This window comes from Hydrogenovibrio sp. JE_KL2, assembly GCF_009296185.1.
Taxonomy (GTDB): Bacteria; Pseudomonadota; Gammaproteobacteria; order Thiomicrospirales; family Thiomicrospiraceae; genus Hydrogenovibrio.
This window is the reverse complement of the sequence record NZ_WBJR01000003.1, coordinates 1-15172: the sequence shown is the minus strand read 5'-3', so window position 1 is coordinate 15172 and position 15172 is coordinate 1. Positions and strand designations below refer to the sequence as shown.

11 protein-coding genes and 1 rRNA gene are annotated in these 15172 nt (G+C 43.9%); 5 read left to right on the top strand and 7 right to left on the bottom strand.

Annotated features, from left to right (window positions below):
• Positions 1 to 50: 50 nt before the first annotated feature.
• The gene (locus F8R13_RS06140) at positions 51 to 4442 is read right to left on the bottom strand and encodes an EAL domain-containing protein (RefSeq protein ID WP_152832703.1); all 4392 of its coding nucleotides are present in this window, start codon (positions 4440 to 4442) and stop codon (positions 51 to 53) included.
• Entirely contained in the window at positions 4439 to 5401 is a 963-nt protein-coding gene (locus tag F8R13_RS06135; protein ID WP_152832701.1) for an ABC transporter substrate-binding protein, read from the bottom strand. The genes F8R13_RS06140 and F8R13_RS06135 overlap by 4 nt, the downstream gene beginning before the upstream one ends.
• Positions 5402 to 5603: 202 nt before the next feature.
• Here F8R13_RS06135 and F8R13_RS06130 point away from each other — a divergent pair, with 202 nt between their 5' ends.
• Both F8R13_RS06130 and F8R13_RS06125 read left to right on the top strand, forming a co-directional pair.
• Positions 5604 to 6365, top strand: coding sequence for a VIT1/CCC1 transporter family protein (locus F8R13_RS06130; RefSeq protein ID WP_152832699.1), 762 nt, complete (start codon positions 5604 to 5606; stop codon positions 6363 to 6365).
• Positions 6366 to 6442: 77 nt separating this feature from the next.
• Positions 6443 to 7594 (top strand): GGDEF domain-containing protein, encoded by a 1152-nt coding sequence (locus F8R13_RS06125; RefSeq protein WP_152832697.1) that lies wholly within the window; start codon positions 6443 to 6445, stop codon positions 7592 to 7594.
• Positions 7595 to 7614: 20 nt separating this feature from the next.
• On the opposite strand, the gene F8R13_RS06120 is transcribed toward F8R13_RS06125, so the two are convergent.
• Together F8R13_RS06120 and F8R13_RS06115 are read right to left on the bottom strand one after the other, a co-directional pair.
• A complete protein-coding gene (locus F8R13_RS06120) occupies positions 7615 to 8916 on the bottom strand; it encodes a pitrilysin family protein (RefSeq protein WP_152832695.1) in 1302 nt (433 codons plus the stop codon).
• A complete protein-coding gene (locus F8R13_RS06115) occupies positions 8916 to 10307 on the bottom strand; it encodes a pitrilysin family protein (RefSeq protein WP_152832693.1) in 1392 nt (463 codons plus the stop codon). Before F8R13_RS06115 ends, F8R13_RS06120 begins: the two co-directional genes overlap by 1 nt.
• A 142-nt stretch (positions 10308 to 10449) precedes the next feature.
• On the opposite strand from F8R13_RS06115, the gene ftsY reads away from it, so the two are divergent.
• From ftsY to F8R13_RS06100, 3 genes are read left to right on the top strand one after another with little or no spacing between them, the layout of a single operon-like run.
• Entirely contained in the window at positions 10450 to 11514 is a 1065-nt protein-coding gene (ftsY, locus tag F8R13_RS06110; RefSeq protein ID WP_152832691.1) for a signal recognition particle-docking protein FtsY, read from the top strand.
• 5 nt (positions 11515 to 11519) lie between these two features.
• Complete coding sequence (locus F8R13_RS06105; protein ID WP_152832689.1) at positions 11520 to 12440, top strand: DUF2914 domain-containing protein; 921 nt, start codon at positions 11520 to 11522, stop codon at positions 12438 to 12440.
• A gap of 5 nt (positions 12441 to 12445) precedes the next feature.
• A complete protein-coding gene (locus F8R13_RS06100; protein ID WP_152832687.1) occupies positions 12446 to 13105 on the top strand; it encodes a transglycosylase SLT domain-containing protein in 660 nt (219 codons plus the stop codon).
• A gap of 60 nt (positions 13106 to 13165) precedes the next feature.
• On the opposite strand, the gene fabB is transcribed toward F8R13_RS06100, so the two are convergent.
• From fabB to rrf, 3 genes are all read right to left on the bottom strand, one after another.
• Positions 13166 to 14386: a beta-ketoacyl-ACP synthase I gene (gene fabB / locus F8R13_RS06095; RefSeq protein WP_152832685.1), complete on the bottom strand. Its 1221-nt coding sequence runs from the start codon at positions 14384 to 14386 to the stop codon at positions 13166 to 13168.
• Positions 14387 to 14388: 2 nt separating this feature from the next.
• On the bottom strand, positions 14389 to 14904 hold the full coding sequence (fabA, locus tag F8R13_RS06090) for a 3-hydroxyacyl-[acyl-carrier-protein] dehydratase FabA (protein WP_152832682.1): 516 nt from the start codon (positions 14902 to 14904) through the stop codon (positions 14389 to 14391).
• Between the two features lie 158 nt (positions 14905 to 15062).
• Positions 15063 to 15172 (bottom strand): 5S ribosomal RNA (gene rrf, locus F8R13_RS06085); the annotation flags it as partial.

The following is a 15172-nucleotide window of genomic DNA, read 5'->3' as shown; positions in this document are numbered from 1 at the left end:
ACGCCGCTATTTTAACGCAAAGCCGGCACCCCCAACCTGGCAGATTTTAACTAGGAAGGATTCTCTTTTTGGAAAAGCAGTTCTTCACCGCGCTCGGAAATCAATTTCTCGATAATGGAGACAATCTGGTTCTTTAGTTTTTCCAGCTCAACCATCTCCTTTCTCGCGCTTTGAATATCACCAATTTTTTTCAAAGCTACGGCCTTTTCACCCACAACATGCACACTTTGATGCAGGTTTTCGACTTCATCTCGATACATACCCAACACAGCGGTGCCTTCACCTTGCAACCAACGCCCAAAGCGGCACTCGCTCGGATGAAGTGGCGGCAGCTCTTTCGACGCGGTTTCAACATAACGTTTAATCATTTCAACCCACGCCTTGTGCTCAGCGATGACGGCAACCAGCACCAATCCTTTAGCATCCTTAATTTTTTCGACCGCCTGCCAATGAGGGAAAACCTGCCAAGCATTCAACCAGTCCAAAACATTTGCAGACGGCATTGGTCGGGCGATGCGATATCCTTGAGCCAATTCATAGCCCAGCTTGAGTAGCATCGCTGCCTGTTGATCATTTTCGACCCCTTCAGCAATGACCTTGAGGTTAAAGGCCTGCCCCATGCTGGCCAAACTTTGCATAATCGCCAAACTCTGCAAGTCGCTAGTGAGGTCTTTGATAAAGGAACGGTCGATCTTCAACTCGTGCACCGGCAAGCTTTTCAGATAAGTCAATGAGGCGTAACCGGTACCGAAATCGTCTATCGAAAAGTAAACGCCGAGTTTGCGACATTCGACGATGATTTTCGATACAGTGAACAGGTCTTCAATCGCTGAACTTTCCAATATTTCGAGCGTCAGCCAGCCAGGTTTAACCTTAGGATATTTATCCAGCAGCTTCTTCAACTGGCTCACAAACCTCGCATCTTGAAGCAAGCTGCCTTCAACATTGACGCTCACCGAGATCTCTTTACCGGCTTGCGCCCAAATGCACATTTGCTTCAAGGCTTCTTCTATGACCCAATAACCTAACTTATTGGTCAAAGGATGGTCATTGAGCAACGTTAAAAACGCGCCTGGCAATAGCAGCCCTTTTTCCGGGTGCTCCCAGCGAATCAAGGCCTCAAATCCAAGTACCTCTCCTGTGCGCATATTGACTTTAGGCTGATAGTAAAGGCACAACTCATTGCGCTCCATCGCCTTTTCCAAAGCCAACAAATCAGCGCTTTGTGCAATTTGATCGGATTCTTCAAAAATAAAGATTTGGTTTTTGCCTCTGAGTTTGGCTTGATACATTGCTTGGTCTGCTTGACGCATAACCTGGTCTGCATCCAAGTCTGCGCCTTGACGGTAAAAACTCACCCCGATACTGGCCGAAACCCCTAACTTGGAGCTACCCAGTGTGACGGGGTCATTCGCATCGACCAACAAACGTTTTAACACGGCTTCGAGCTCGTTCTGTTGTTTAAAGTCGGAAATGACGGCAACAAACTCATCGCCTCCTAATCGGGCAATGGTATCGGACTCACGCAGCGAGCGCTCGAAACGTTTGGCGATTTCTACCAGCAGTCTATCCCCGACTTGGTGCCCATAAACATCGTTGACAGCTTTAAAACCATCCAAATCAATAAACACCACAGCCATCTGTAATTGATGGCGGTTAGAGTAAGCCATTGCTTGAGAGATACGGTCAGAAAGCAGGGATCGGTTTGGTAGCCCCGTTAAGCTATCATAGTGGGCGATATGCTCAAGCTGAGCCTGCTGCTGTTTCTGTAAGCTGATGTCGGAAAATAGCGCGATATATTGAGTGACATTGCCGTCTTCATCAAAAATACTGCTGATGGTGACTTTTTCAGGATACTCTTCGCCATCTTTACGACGGTTCCAAATTTCACCCGACCACTGACCGCCCATAAAGAGTTCTTTCCACAACTCGGCATAGAAGGCCGGAGATTGGCGTCCCGAATTCAGGATATTGGGCTTTTGTCCGATGACTTCATCACGCTCGTAACCGGTAATCCGTACAAACGCTTCATTAACATCCAAAATATTGGCTTTGGCATCGGTAATCATGATGCCTTCCTGTGCATACTCAAACACACTGGCGGCTTGTTTTAATTCTCTTTCGGCTCTGATTTTATCGGTGACGTGTTCGATGAGACCATCCGTACCAATCAACACCCCCTGTTCATCTCTAACGGCATGCAGCATGACATGGATGATACGTTCTTCATGCTCACTCGGATGGGTAAACCGCATGTAGTATTCTTTGAAGTCGAGCTCCCCTCTACGCATCGCTTCTTTATAGCCCAAGACCTCCTGAACGGAATCTTCATTCCACTGAACCATGTTGGGCCAAGAGGATCCAAGGATTTTTTCTTTTGACACTCCGAACACTTTTTCAATGCTGTCGCTGGCATACTGAATAGTATTTTCATCCGCACTAACCGAAAACACCACATAGTTGTCACCTATTTCTTTAACAAGACGCTGGTACTGCAAATACTGCTGATTGGCTTTGATTTGAATACGGTTATTTTCAATCAAACGCCAAACTTCACTCCCCAAAATGCGAACGGTCTCAATATCAGATTCATCATAAGGGGCTGCTTTATTCCCCATGCCAAACAGCATAATGACCTTGTCTTGCTCAAAAACCGGTAGCACAAAGCAACGATGGACATTAATGAGCTGGGCTGTCATGTCCTCTTGCATCAGGAATAAATCTGTTCCACCTTCTTTAGAGTACATTTGCCCGGTTTCAACAATTTGATGACAGACTTCCGTCAACACGATAGAAAACTGCTGATCCAGGTGCGTTTTGCATACGGGATAAGAACACTCAGACCAATGCGCCTCTTCGAGCTTTTTCCCAGGGATAATGATGTGCGCGAATGCCAACTCACTCCCAACCATCTCTCTAATTTGTTCGAGAGCAGCCGATAGAAAGTCAGCCTCTGTAGAATTCTCCATCAATTGTGGCAAACGTAGTAATGCTTCATCACGGGCGGCATTAAGCTTAAGCAGCTCTTCATGATTTTTCAGATTGGTAATTTCAACGTGGGTGCCCGCCATTTTTACCGGCTCCCCTTTCGCCGACCAACGCGTCACCATCCCTCGATCCAAAACCCAGATCCAGCGACCGTCCTTATGTCGCATACGAAGCTCTACCTCATAATAATCCAGCTCTCCGGCAAAGTGCTTGCGAATAAGTTCACTGGATTTCTTTAGGTCATCCGGGTGCGCAAAACGCGCCCAAGTATGAATATTAATAGGTTCTAACTCGTACAGTTTATAACCAATAATTTCCGCCCATCTTTCATTAATGACCAGTCCATCAGATGGGATGTCCCACTCCCAACTACCGGAACGCGTTGCTTTAATAATGGCAGACAGCCGGTTTGACTGCTCCTTGAGGTTTGCGCTCAATGCGCCCGTACCCAGCAAAGCAATCACAACCACAATAAACAGTACCAGCAACAGTAATATCGGCACATGGTAGACCGTCCAGAAACCTTCCAAGTTAAATTCTGGCAAGGCATCGTAAGGTGGCAGATGAAGCGTCCTCAACAAGTTCTGTACAGGAAGATAATCCGCAGGCGGTACAAAACCAGCCATCCCAAACTGCTTAACATAGTCGGCATCCGGCTTAAACTTGAACAACGCGACAACCAACTGTCGAATCTTATGTTCATCGACATTCGACAATACGACGAAAGGCCACTCAGGATACAAGGCCGTGGATACCAGATAAGGGAAACCTTTCATCTTGCGCGGGTGAATCACTTTGATTTGCGTCAGCTTCAACTTGCCCTCGTCTTGCAAGCCTTCCAAAATACCGGTACGGACAAAACCGACATCCGCTTTTCCTGTTAAAACACTTTTAACGACATCATCATTGGTTCCAACCGATAGAAATCTAATTGCCTCAGTTTTCAGGCCACGTTTCTTCAGCTCGAACAAAGGAATTCGATACGCCCCCATATTGCTTGTTGAAGGAACGGCGATGACTTTATGTTGTAGATCTTTGTACTGTGAAATGTCTTTACGGTTTGCCAGTGTGAACACGACACCGCCAAGACTGCTCGTGGTCATACCATGGCGAGAGCGTTGAACGGTAGCGATCGCACCGCTTAGGCTGTTCTCATTTCTCACAATTTCATAAAGACTGGGGTTAACCAACAGTAAATCAACTTCATGGCGATGCAGGGCAGTTTTTAATTGCTCGTTGCTTAATACTTGTAAGTGGATGTGAAAACCCGATACCTGCGAATTTAGGAAATCGACCAACGGCTGGAACTGTTGTCTTGTTTTCTCAGGCTCGCGATAGGCATAGACGCCTAAATTCAGGTTGGAATCCAGGCTCGAATGTGCACAAGCAGACCAGCTCCATAAGCTGACGAAAACAAATAGAATAGACCGTAGTCTTTTATGCAGGCGATTCATATATTATCTTCCGGCAAGTATCGGTTGGATAACAATTTGTCGAAATCATCAAGACGAGAAATCATACCTTGTTCATACATGAGCTCGTTTAATGTCCGAGCGGCGCGGTAAAAAGAGGAGCTTGGACGCAAATAATGTCTATTGGTGGCTAAGCTCGGCAAAATCACACCTCTTAATGCGGACTTAATATCGTTCGGCAGAATATTCTCGTGGTTAGCAATTCGGTAAATGGCATCGCCCAAATTGGTGTTCATACGGGTCAATGCCTCAAAATCGGCTTTGACCAGTTTTTTGATGACTGCCGGACAGTTTTCCAACACCTCTGTTTTGACGGCCAAAACATCAAATATGGTTTCAGGAATCTGGCGGCTATCAAACAACATTTTTGCCCCCAACTCTTTCAGCAAGCTTGCGGTGGGTTCATAGGTAATTACCGCATCAACCTCATTATTTTTCCAAGCTTCAACTTGCTTGTCCGGCGGTAAGTTGACTCTAACGACATCCGTTTCCTGTAACCCAACGGTTTGCAGTGCTTTTGACATCATCAATTCACCCACAGCACTTCTTTCATAACCAATGCGCCTGCCTTTCAACTGGGTCAGATCGTCTACTCCTGAACGAGCAAGCAACATATCGGCTCCTGCAGAACTATCAAAAACTAAAACAACGGTCAAAGCGATGCCTTGATTCCGCGCTCTAAATACTTCGTCTAACGTCAAAGCGGCAGCATCGACCTCCCCTGATTTTAGGCGTTGAATGCTTTGCGAAGCGTTATGCCCTTTAATTAATGAGACTTCATGAGGCAATAGACCGAAATCTTCTGCCAGATAAATAGGCTCATAGCCTATCCACGGGTGGATTGCCATTTTCAAAGACTGGCGACAAGAACAACCAGAAAGAGATGCCAAAGCCGCCGCGGAAACCAAACTACGAATCATAAACTGACGTCTTGTAAACATCTTCTAAAAAGCCTCAAACAGGTGTTTTTACGTAAAACCTTCTTTATTAATACATTTTATCACACTAGAATCGTGCTTCTAATAGGGAGATACCCGGGCCTGCAAAACGCCATTATCATTAAGATAGTAGAAACCTTTCGTTTACTTGTTCCATGCCGCAGATTTTCAGTAGAATTAAACTATCCACCCCCAAAGGACACATATGAAACCAGACAGTCTTGACCAACTTAGGCAAGACCATCATCCTGACATGATTTCCGAAAGGCTGAACGCACCATCAAAACCTCAAGTTCTTCCGGACGCAGTGTTAGGCGCAATTGATGGTTGCGTAACGACTTTCGCAGTTGTTTCAGGAGCCTTTGGTGCAGGTTTTTCCGCTTCAGTCGCGCTTGTGCTTGGGTTTGCAAATTTGTTTGCCGATGGGTTCAGCATGGCAGTAAGCAACTACGAAGCAACCAAAGCCCAAAACGAATATATAGACACCATCAAAAAGCTGGAAGCCGACCATATCGACAGAGTCCCAGAGGGTGAAAAAGAAGAAATACGACAAATCTTTCAACAAAAAGGGTTCCAAGGCAAAATACTGGAAAAAATTGTCGACACCATTTCTCAAGATAAAACGCTATGGATTGAAACCATGCTAACTGAAGAACATGGTCTACAGAAGAATCATTCAAACTGTTCGGTTTCAGCTCTGGCAACCTTCTTGGCATTTATCACCGTCGGTGCAATGCCATTGGTGCCTTACTTGATGTCAGGTTTGAGTCTAACGACACAATTCACTGCAAGCGCGTTAATCGCCATGTTCATGTTTTTCTCCATCGGCCTGATAAAAAGCTTATCTCTTGGAAAACGCCAACTCGCTTCCGGTGTGAAAACGCTGATAATGGGGAGTGCGGCTGCCAGCATTGCTTTTTTGACAGGTTTTGGTCTGCAACACTTGTTTGGAATCAGTATGATTTAATCAATTTTAAAAAAACCAAGCTTACACGAACCATATAAAATGGACCTCCAAGCCTCCAGGAAGATTAAGTCGAAAATATGCTAGAAACAGACTTTCATACATATATTTATGCATTACATGCCGTTTTAATCACGTCTACAGCAAGCATTCTCTTAGTCATCTTCTCTTTGCAAAACAGAGACCTTCCGGTTGCTTCAATCAGACTGTTCAAATTATTTTTTCTGTTTGCAATTATCAGCTGGGTTTCACTCGCCATGAGAGACCTTTACGGCCCGAATCACAAATTTCTGCCGCCGGGAACAGGCTATATCATCAGTAGCTTTTTGCTATTAATTGCCGTAAGACAATGCTCAGACAACCTCAAAAAAATTGCACTCATCGCTGGACTTCATATCATCCCGCTCTATGCCATCTTTCACGCCGAAGGTGCATTGGAGCATATATTGGTGGGTTCAATCTATGCGTTATTTGTTTATCCCGTTATCTTCTATATCTCACTACAGCGTGCCATTAAACTTAAGAACATCGGCAGCGGATTAATCGCACTGAGTGCTTTAATTATTATTATAACGGCTCCAATACAAGCTTACTTGGCATACGAATTCAATAGCTTACACACGGCCTACACCATAGCATTCACTGCCACAACGACGAGCTTTATCTTGGTGTCCATCGGCTTCTTGACATCCATATTGATTCACGACCATAGGAAGCTATTGGACTTAGCGCTCAACGATCCTTTAACGGGCGTTTTAAATCGTAGAGGTCTAACAAAAGCCCTACCTATTATTTTGTCGTCAACGGAAATTCAACGTACGCCATTAAATGTGATAACAGTTGACATTGATTACTTCAAGCAAGTGAATGACAGCTATGGTCATAAGGTCAGCGACGCTGTTTTAACAGAAATCGCAAAGGTTCTCCAAGAGACTTCAAGGCAGGGAGACTTGGTGGCACGTATTGGCGGGGAAGAGTTTGTACTGATCCTACCTAGCCTGAGCTTAGACGCAACTAAGGATATTGCCGAACGCATTAGGCATAAAATCGAATCAACACCGATACAACTTCCTGAATGTAGTATTCAGGTCACTGCAAGCTTCGGAATTGCAGCAGCATCCGGCAGGGTTAATTTCGATGCCTTACTAAAAGAGGCGGACAAGATGCTGTACCAAGCCAAAAACAATGGTAGAAACTGCATTTTCTGCCAAGAAAACCTAAATACGGCTTAATTCTTTTTAGCAGCTTTCTTTTACTTTTGCCCAACGGTAACTTGCAACATGGCTTGCGGATGCACATGTTTAGACCAGGCTTTTAAGATATCTTGCTTGGTCACTTTAGAGATGGCTTTTGGAAAACTCTGCAAATAATCTAACGGCAACCCATAAAACCCTATCATCGAAGCATAAGCCAAGAGTTTGCTGTTACTGTCCATTCTTAACGGAAAACCATCAATCAAATTGCTTTTAATGGCCTGTAATTTCTTATCCGAAAAGTCTTTCATAAAACCTTCCAATGTTTCTCTAACAACCTTATCGGCCTTTTCTTCATTGGCGTTTTTAGTCGATAAACTGATGACAAATGGGCCAGAAACTTTCATCGGGACAAAATAACTATACACCCCGTAAACCAGACCGCGTTTTTCACGAACATTCTCCATGAGAAGCGAACTGAAACCACTACCACCTAAAATCTGATTTCCTACAAATAATGCGGCATAGTCTGGATTACCTCGTTCAATACCTACCTGCGCCAAAGCATAATGTGTTTGCGTCGCGGTAAAGGGAATATGAACGACCTTCGCCTTTTTAAGCGGCATTGGCTGGGACAAAGGTGCTGGCTTTTTACCTTCCGGCAATGACTGCGTCAAACGCGTAGCAATTTGCTCAGCCTCCTTTCGAGTAAGTTTGCCGACAATGGTTACTTGTGCATTACTGGCAACGTAGTATTGTCGATAAAAGTCTTTCAACGTTTGCGCTGTCAATTTCTTCAACGATTGTTGGGTACCTTCCGGTGGATGTGCGTAAGGGTGTTTTCCATACAATTCAGACCACAACTTATCGGACATCAGCGCTGATGGCGTGACGGCCTTTTGCTTCAATTGCAAATACAAACGGTTGCGCTCTCTATCTAAAATTTCCGGTTTGAATACCGCATCAGAAGTCACCTGCTCAAATACCGACAACGCTTGGTGAAGAATCTTGGGACGAGTTAACGTTCTAAGGTAAATAGAAGCACTGTCCCGCCCGGCATCGGTACCGAACTGTGCGCCAATATTATTGAAGTCAGAGCTGATCCCATCCTCAGTCAGCTGACTGGTTGAGGTACCTATCAACGCAGACGTCATATAAGCCAAACCAAATTGATCGCCATCTCTTGCAGAACCTGCATCAAATTTCAGCTCGACATCCATCATAGGCAATTGATTCGCCTGCACAAAATAAACTCTAGCGCCATTTGGCGTATTCCAATGTTGTATTTTTACAGCGGCTTCCGCAGGAAGTAAAAATAACGTTCCCAATCCTAACAGTAAATACAGACCGAATCGTTTCATTATCGAATCCCTCCTGCACTAATCGCCGAAGACTCGGACTGCACTGGCGCTTTACCATTCGGCAGCAAAACACCCAAGGTCATTTTATCTTTAGAAAAATACTTTTTCGCCACTGCTTGGACTTGCTGAGGGGTTACTGTTCGTAAATGCTCGATCCAATGAGCATCAGTATCCACAGGTAACCCGACAGAAATAGAAGCCCCTAACACCATCGCTTGTGCTTGAATTGAGTCTTGGTGGTAAACATACTGAGCTTCAGTTTGTGCCAGTACTCTGCTGAGTTCTTCTGGCTGGATTGGCGTATTTTGTAACTTTTCAATTTCTTGCCACAAGGCATCTTCAACCTGCTTGGGAGTCACGTCTTTGGAAGGCGTTCCCTCCATCAAAAACAACGTTTCGAGTCGAGACAATTCATCGTACCCAGCACCGGCACTTGCCAACTGCTTACTGCCTCTGACCAAATCTTTGGTCAATCGGGAAGAGTCATCTCCATCCAGCACATTGCTTAGCACTGAGAGCGCATAGACATCTTGTTTTTCTTCAGGCGTCTTTGCTGTCGCCAATGTTGGCACGTGAAATCCCATCAAAACACTAGGCACTTTGGTTGCCCCCTTTAAAACAACTTTTCGTTCGCCTTGCTGTGGAATCTCAACCTGAGGTTTAGGTTGCACAATTTTTTTCGACTTATAAACACCATAGTAGCGCTTCGCCAACTTCAGCACTTGCTGTGGATCGACATCCCCAACGACTACTAGTGTCGCATTATTAGGTGCATACCATTTCCGATACCAGTGCCTGACATCTTTTGCTGTGTAATGGCGAATATCATTCATCCACCCAATAGTAGGATGATGAGGTGGGCTATTTATGAAAGCGATTGCATTAAATTGCTCATAGAGATTACTTGCTGGCTTGTCCTCAATTCGCCAGCGCCTCTCTTCTGTAACAACCTCTCGCTCTTTTTGGAATTCCTTATTTTTTATAACCAAGTTGTGCATTCGATCAGCTTCCAGCTTCATGACTTCTGCTAAATGTTGCTTACCGACAACCTGATAATAGACCGTATAGTCAGAAGAGGTAAAGGCATTCTCTTGCCCCCCAAGCTTTGCTACTCTCTCGGAAAATTCACCTGGCTTTAAGGTTTTTGTTCCCTTAAACATCATATGCTCCAGCATATGTGAAATGCCGGTCAAGCCATTCTCTTCATAATTTGAACCCACTCGATACCAAACTTGCTGAACAACCACTGGCGCACGATGATCAGGCTTAATAACCACCTTCAATCCGTTTTTAAGTTGATACTCAAAAATACCCGCATCGCTCTTTGCCATCGCAGCAAAACTCGTAACGGCTAAAATTCCTAAAAACATCCAATGTATCGCAAGCTTCATCGCCTCGAATCCCCTAAAAAAGACCTTGATTTGCTTTATAATAGCCCATATTTATCAACTAAGTATGACCGAAGCTTTGAAAGCCCCCTACGATTACTTAAATCATTTTCTTGGTGATTACCAAAAAATTTAAGGGAACCGAATGTTCAGTTTTTTAAAACGAAAAGACAACCTAAACAAAGCGTTAGAAGAGAACGCTGAGCAAATGTCTGAAGAAAACGTTTCATATGAAACATTTTCGCAAACTGATGCCTTATCTGAAACTCAGTCTATTGCCGAAGAAAAATCTCCCTCATTCTTCGCCCGCTTAAAATCTGGGCTAAAGAAAACTAGACAAGGCTTTACAGATAATCTAGCTAACTTGATTCTGGGCAAAAAAGAAATCGATGACGAACTCCTTGAAGAACTCGAAATGGTTCTTTTAGGTGCGGACATCGGTGTAGACGCGACGGATAAAATCATCCAAAACCTAACAGAACAAGTCTCCAGAAAAGAGCTCAAAGACCCAGAAACCTTAATTAATGCCTTAAAGCTACAGTTAATGGAATTACTTGAACCCGTAGCAAAGCCTTTGGAAATTGATACATCAAGCCACAAACCTTTCGTGATTTTGATGGTCGGCGTCAATGGCGTTGGAAAAACAACCACTATTGGTAAATTGGCTAAGAAGTTCCAAAACGAAGGCAAGTCAGTCATGCTGGCAGCTGGCGATACTTTTCGTGCCGCTGCTGTCGAACAACTTCAAACCTGGGGAGAGCGTAACCAAGTTCCTGTCATCGCGCAAAATACGGGAGCCGATTCTGCTGCTGTGATTTTTGATGCTATTCAATCTGCGACTGCTAAAAAAATCGATGTGCTTATCGCCGATACCGCCGGTCGCTTGCATACTCAATCCAACCTAATGGAAGAGTTAAAAAAGGTAAAACGCGTCATCCAAAAAGTGGACGCATCAGCACCCCACGAAGTGATGCTAGTGCTTGATGCAGGTACAGGACAAAACGCTATGAACCAAGCCCAGCAATTTCATGATGCTATGGAACTGACTGGTTTGACGCTTACAAAACTGGATGGAACAGCGAAAGGTGGAATTATTTTTGCACTCGCTGAAAAAACCGGCTTACCCGTCAGATTTATCGGTGTGGGCGAAAGCATTGATGATTTACGAACTTTTAATGCAAAGGACTTTTCAGAAGCCTTGTTTGATTAGCTAATATGAAATTGCCTGAAACACAAAATGCCAATCACTTATACGCTTTTAAAAAAGGCTATCGGTTGGCTATGGATGGCAAATCTTTAACGCTTATGCCCAGCCTGATTAAGTTGGACAATGCGATGAAAACCCACTTTGAAAGTGGCTGGCACCAGTATCAGGATGACCTGGCTGAAGCATTAGAGAATGAAAAAGAATCCCCATGGCGTAATAAAGCAATTTGGATGGTGATGGCAATCGTTGCAGGCTTAGCAACTGCCAGTGTCATGATTCAGAATATCCAGCAAGAAAAACAAAAAAACAAACCCCAAAAGATAGCCAAAGGACCGGTTACCGCAACCTCTGCTGTAACACCACTTTCTCAGCAAACTCAAGCTCCCAATTCGGATGACTTTGGCCTTCTCACTGCCGCAAAAAGCCAAACCAAAAAGCCAAGCACACCATTAGAAGAGAAACAAAAACTCTCTCAGAAACCCGCCAACGAAAAACCTGGCAACTCTTTATCCTTGCTTTCACATGATGAGCGAACGGACTTGGAGCTATCCAAACAAGAAGCAACATCAGCTCCAGCTTTGACAGAAACACCGTTAGTTCAAAGTCCTATTCAAATTCGCAGAGCTGTTTTTACGACCGAGATAACAAACAGGGAACCAGGAAAAGTTTATAACGACGTCATCCCAAAATTTGTCAGAAAACTTTATTTCTTTACTCAAATAGAAAAGGCAAGTGGTGAGATGCTGTACCACCGTTGGCGTTACAATGGAAAAGTTATGGCAACGATTCCCCTTCAAATCAAAGGGCAAAATTTCCGTACTTGGTCAAGTAAACGCCTCAGTAGCGCATGGAGCGGGCACTGGGATGTCGAGATACTGAACAGCCAAAAGCAACCTATCTACCGAAAAACTTTTATTTATTCGCAATGAACGTTATGAATACCGCTTTAAAGACCATCTTACTACTTACATTTTTGATACTGATTTCCGGTTGTACTACCAATCCGCCTAGACAAACCCATAACAACATCTGCCACATTTATGGTTATGATAGCGATTGGGAAGCCGCAGCCAAAGCTTCCTCAAAAAGATGGGGGGTTCCAGAGTACATTCTAATGGCATTTATCTACCAAGAATCTAGGTTTAAGGATGACGCCCAACCCAAGCGCGAATACGCGCTTGGTATCATTCCCCTACCAAGAGACTCCTCTGCTTATGGCTACTCGCAAGCACAAGATCCTGCCTGGTATGAGTATCAGAAATCAACAGGGAATCGCTTTGCCAAAAGAACAAATGTCGAAGATTCTTTGGATTTTATCGGATGGTACAACTATCAGTCGCACATTAAGAATAAAATTAGAAGAGATGATGCATACAGACTCTATCTTGCCTACCATGAAGGACAAGGCGGCTATGCAAGAAAAACCTACCTAAAAAAGAAATGGTTACTACACGTCGCTACGAAGGTAAAAAATCGTGCTGAACTTTACAAAAAACAGCTTATTGCTTGCCACAAAATTTCACCGGAAAAAACGATTAAAAAATCTCCTACAAAGAATAAAGGTAAGTGCAATGCACCATGGCCCTATTGCTAAATATTGCAAACATAAAAAAACCGGCAAATGCCGGTTTTTTTATATCGTCAATTTAGAAAATTAAGCTTTGTACTTTTCCACAACGATACATGCGTTTGTTCCGCCAAAACCAAAACTGTTACTCATGACACGATTCAAGCCCGCATTTTCAACAATCTCAGTAACGATTGGCATGCCTGCACACTCTGGGTCAAGGTTTTCGACATTAATCGAAGGTGCAATAAAGTCATTTTCAAGCATACATAAGCTGTAAATCAACTCGTGTACACCCGCCGCACCCAATGAGTGGCCTGACATTGATTTCGTTGAACTAATCCTTGGAATCCTATCACCAAACACCTCTCGTATAGCTGCAGCTTCTTTCGTGTCTCCAACAGGTGTTGATGTCCCGTGTGGGTTAATATAATCCACTTCACCATCAATATTTGCAAGTGCCATCTTCATACAACGCACGGCACCTTCACCTGATGGTGCAACCATATCATAGCCATCGGAGTTAGCGCCGTAACCTGTTATTTCAGCATAAATTTTTGCGCCACGAGCCAGAGCGTGCTCCAACTCTTCCACAACAACCATACCGCCACCACCTGCGATTACAAAACCATCTCTGTCGGAGTCGTAAGCCCGAGAAGCCTTCTCTGGTGTGTCATTGTATTTTGAAGACAAAGCACCCATTGCATCAAACAGTACAGACATCGTCCAATGAAGCTCTTCGCCGCCACCTGCAAAAACGACATCCTGCTTTCCTAGTTGAATTTGTTCAACAGCAGTACCTATGCAATGCGCAGAGGTTGAGCATGCAGAACTGATAGAGTAATTAATACCTTTGATTTTGAATGGCGTTGCCAAACAGGCAGAAACTGTTGAGCCCATTGTACGAGTAACCATATAAGGCCCAACACGCTTCACACCTTTTGTTTTAGCAATTTCAACGGCATCGGTGGCATTTGAATTAGATCCACCACCAGACCCAGCAACCAAACCTGTTCTAGGGTTTGAAATTTGATCTTCACTCAAACCAGAATCTTCAACAGCCTGTTTCATTGCAATATAACTATAAGCCGCAGCATCACCCATAAAACGAAGTTGCTTTCTATCAATGTGATCTTGGAAGTTCAAATCCTTAATGGCACCATGTACCTGCGATCTCATTCCATTTTCAGCATACTCAGGGGCAAATACAATGCCTGATTTACCTTTTCGCAGTGAATCGGTAACTTCATCCTTACTATTCCCTAGGCTTGAAACAATGCCTATACCTGTGATGACTACTCGCTTCATAATTAGAAAGAATCCGTATTAGTAAACAAACCGACCTTTAAATCAGCCGCAGAATAAATTTCTTTTCCATCAACAAACATGTGTGCATCAGCAATACCCATGTATAGCTTTCTTTTGATCACACGCTTCATATCAATTACATACTCAACTTTTTTAGCCTTAGGTAAAACTTGTCCGTAAAACTTGACTTCACCTGAACCAAGAGCTCGTCCTCGACCTGGACCACCGGTCCACCCAAGGAAAAATCCTATTAATTGCCACATTGCATCCAAGCCCAAACAGCCAGGCATAACTGGATCGTTGTTGAAATGGCATTCAAAGAACCATAAATCCTTAGTAACATCTAGCTCAGCTCTGATCTGACCTTTACCAAACGCCCCACCTTCTTCCGAAATATGGGAAATTCTATCGAACATCAACATTGGAGGCAAAGGTAGTTGCGCATTACCTGGACCGAACAATTCTCCTCGGCCACATTTCAATAATTCTTCTTTAGTATAGCTAGACTGCTGTTCCATGTAGTTTCCATTTTATAAAATTGTATCGGTATTATACAGAGGCGCGAAAACGAATACAAATTAGTAAAAACCTAGAAAGAATAATCGCTTAAGGAGTTGATTTTTGTTAATTTATGGTTAAAAAAAAACCACTCGCTAGAGTGGTTTTCGGAATATAAGCTTGGAGATGACCTACTCTCACATGGCACCTGCCACACTACCATCGGCGCTGAGACGTTTCACTACTGAGTTCGGAATGGGATCAGGTGGTTCCATCTCGCTATGGTCC

Bases quoted from the DNA above. Each gene is read 5' to 3' on its own strand.
- F8R13_RS06140 (WP_152832703.1), bottom strand. From the start codon at position 4,442: ATGAATCGCCTGCATAAAAGACTACGGTCTATTCTATTTGTTTTCGTC.
- F8R13_RS06135 (WP_152832701.1), bottom strand. From the start codon at position 5,401: ATGTTTACAAGACGTCAGTTTATGATTCGTAGTTTGGTTTCCGCGGCG.
- F8R13_RS06130 (WP_152832699.1), top strand. From the start codon at position 5,604: ATGAAACCAGACAGTCTTGACCAACTTAGGCAAGACCATCATCCTGAC.
- F8R13_RS06125 (WP_152832697.1), top strand. From the start codon at position 6,443: ATGCTAGAAACAGACTTTCATACATATATTTATGCATTACATGCCGTT.
- F8R13_RS06120 (WP_152832695.1), bottom strand. From the start codon at position 8,916: ATGAAACGATTCGGTCTGTATTTACTGTTAGGATTGGGAACGTTATTT.
- F8R13_RS06115 (WP_152832693.1), bottom strand. From the start codon at position 10,307: ATGAAGCTTGCGATACATTGGATGTTTTTAGGAATTTTAGCCGTTACG.
- ftsY (WP_152832691.1), top strand. From the start codon at position 10,450: ATGTTCAGTTTTTTAAAACGAAAAGACAACCTAAACAAAGCGTTAGAA.
- F8R13_RS06105 (WP_152832689.1), top strand. From the start codon at position 11,520: ATGAAATTGCCTGAAACACAAAATGCCAATCACTTATACGCTTTTAAA.
- F8R13_RS06100 (WP_152832687.1), top strand. From the start codon at position 12,446: ATGAATACCGCTTTAAAGACCATCTTACTACTTACATTTTTGATACTG.
- fabB (WP_152832685.1), bottom strand. From the start codon at position 14,386: ATGAAGCGAGTAGTCATCACAGGTATAGGCATTGTTTCAAGCCTAGGG.
- fabA (WP_152832682.1), bottom strand. From the start codon at position 14,904: ATGGAACAGCAGTCTAGCTATACTAAAGAAGAATTATTGAAATGTGGC.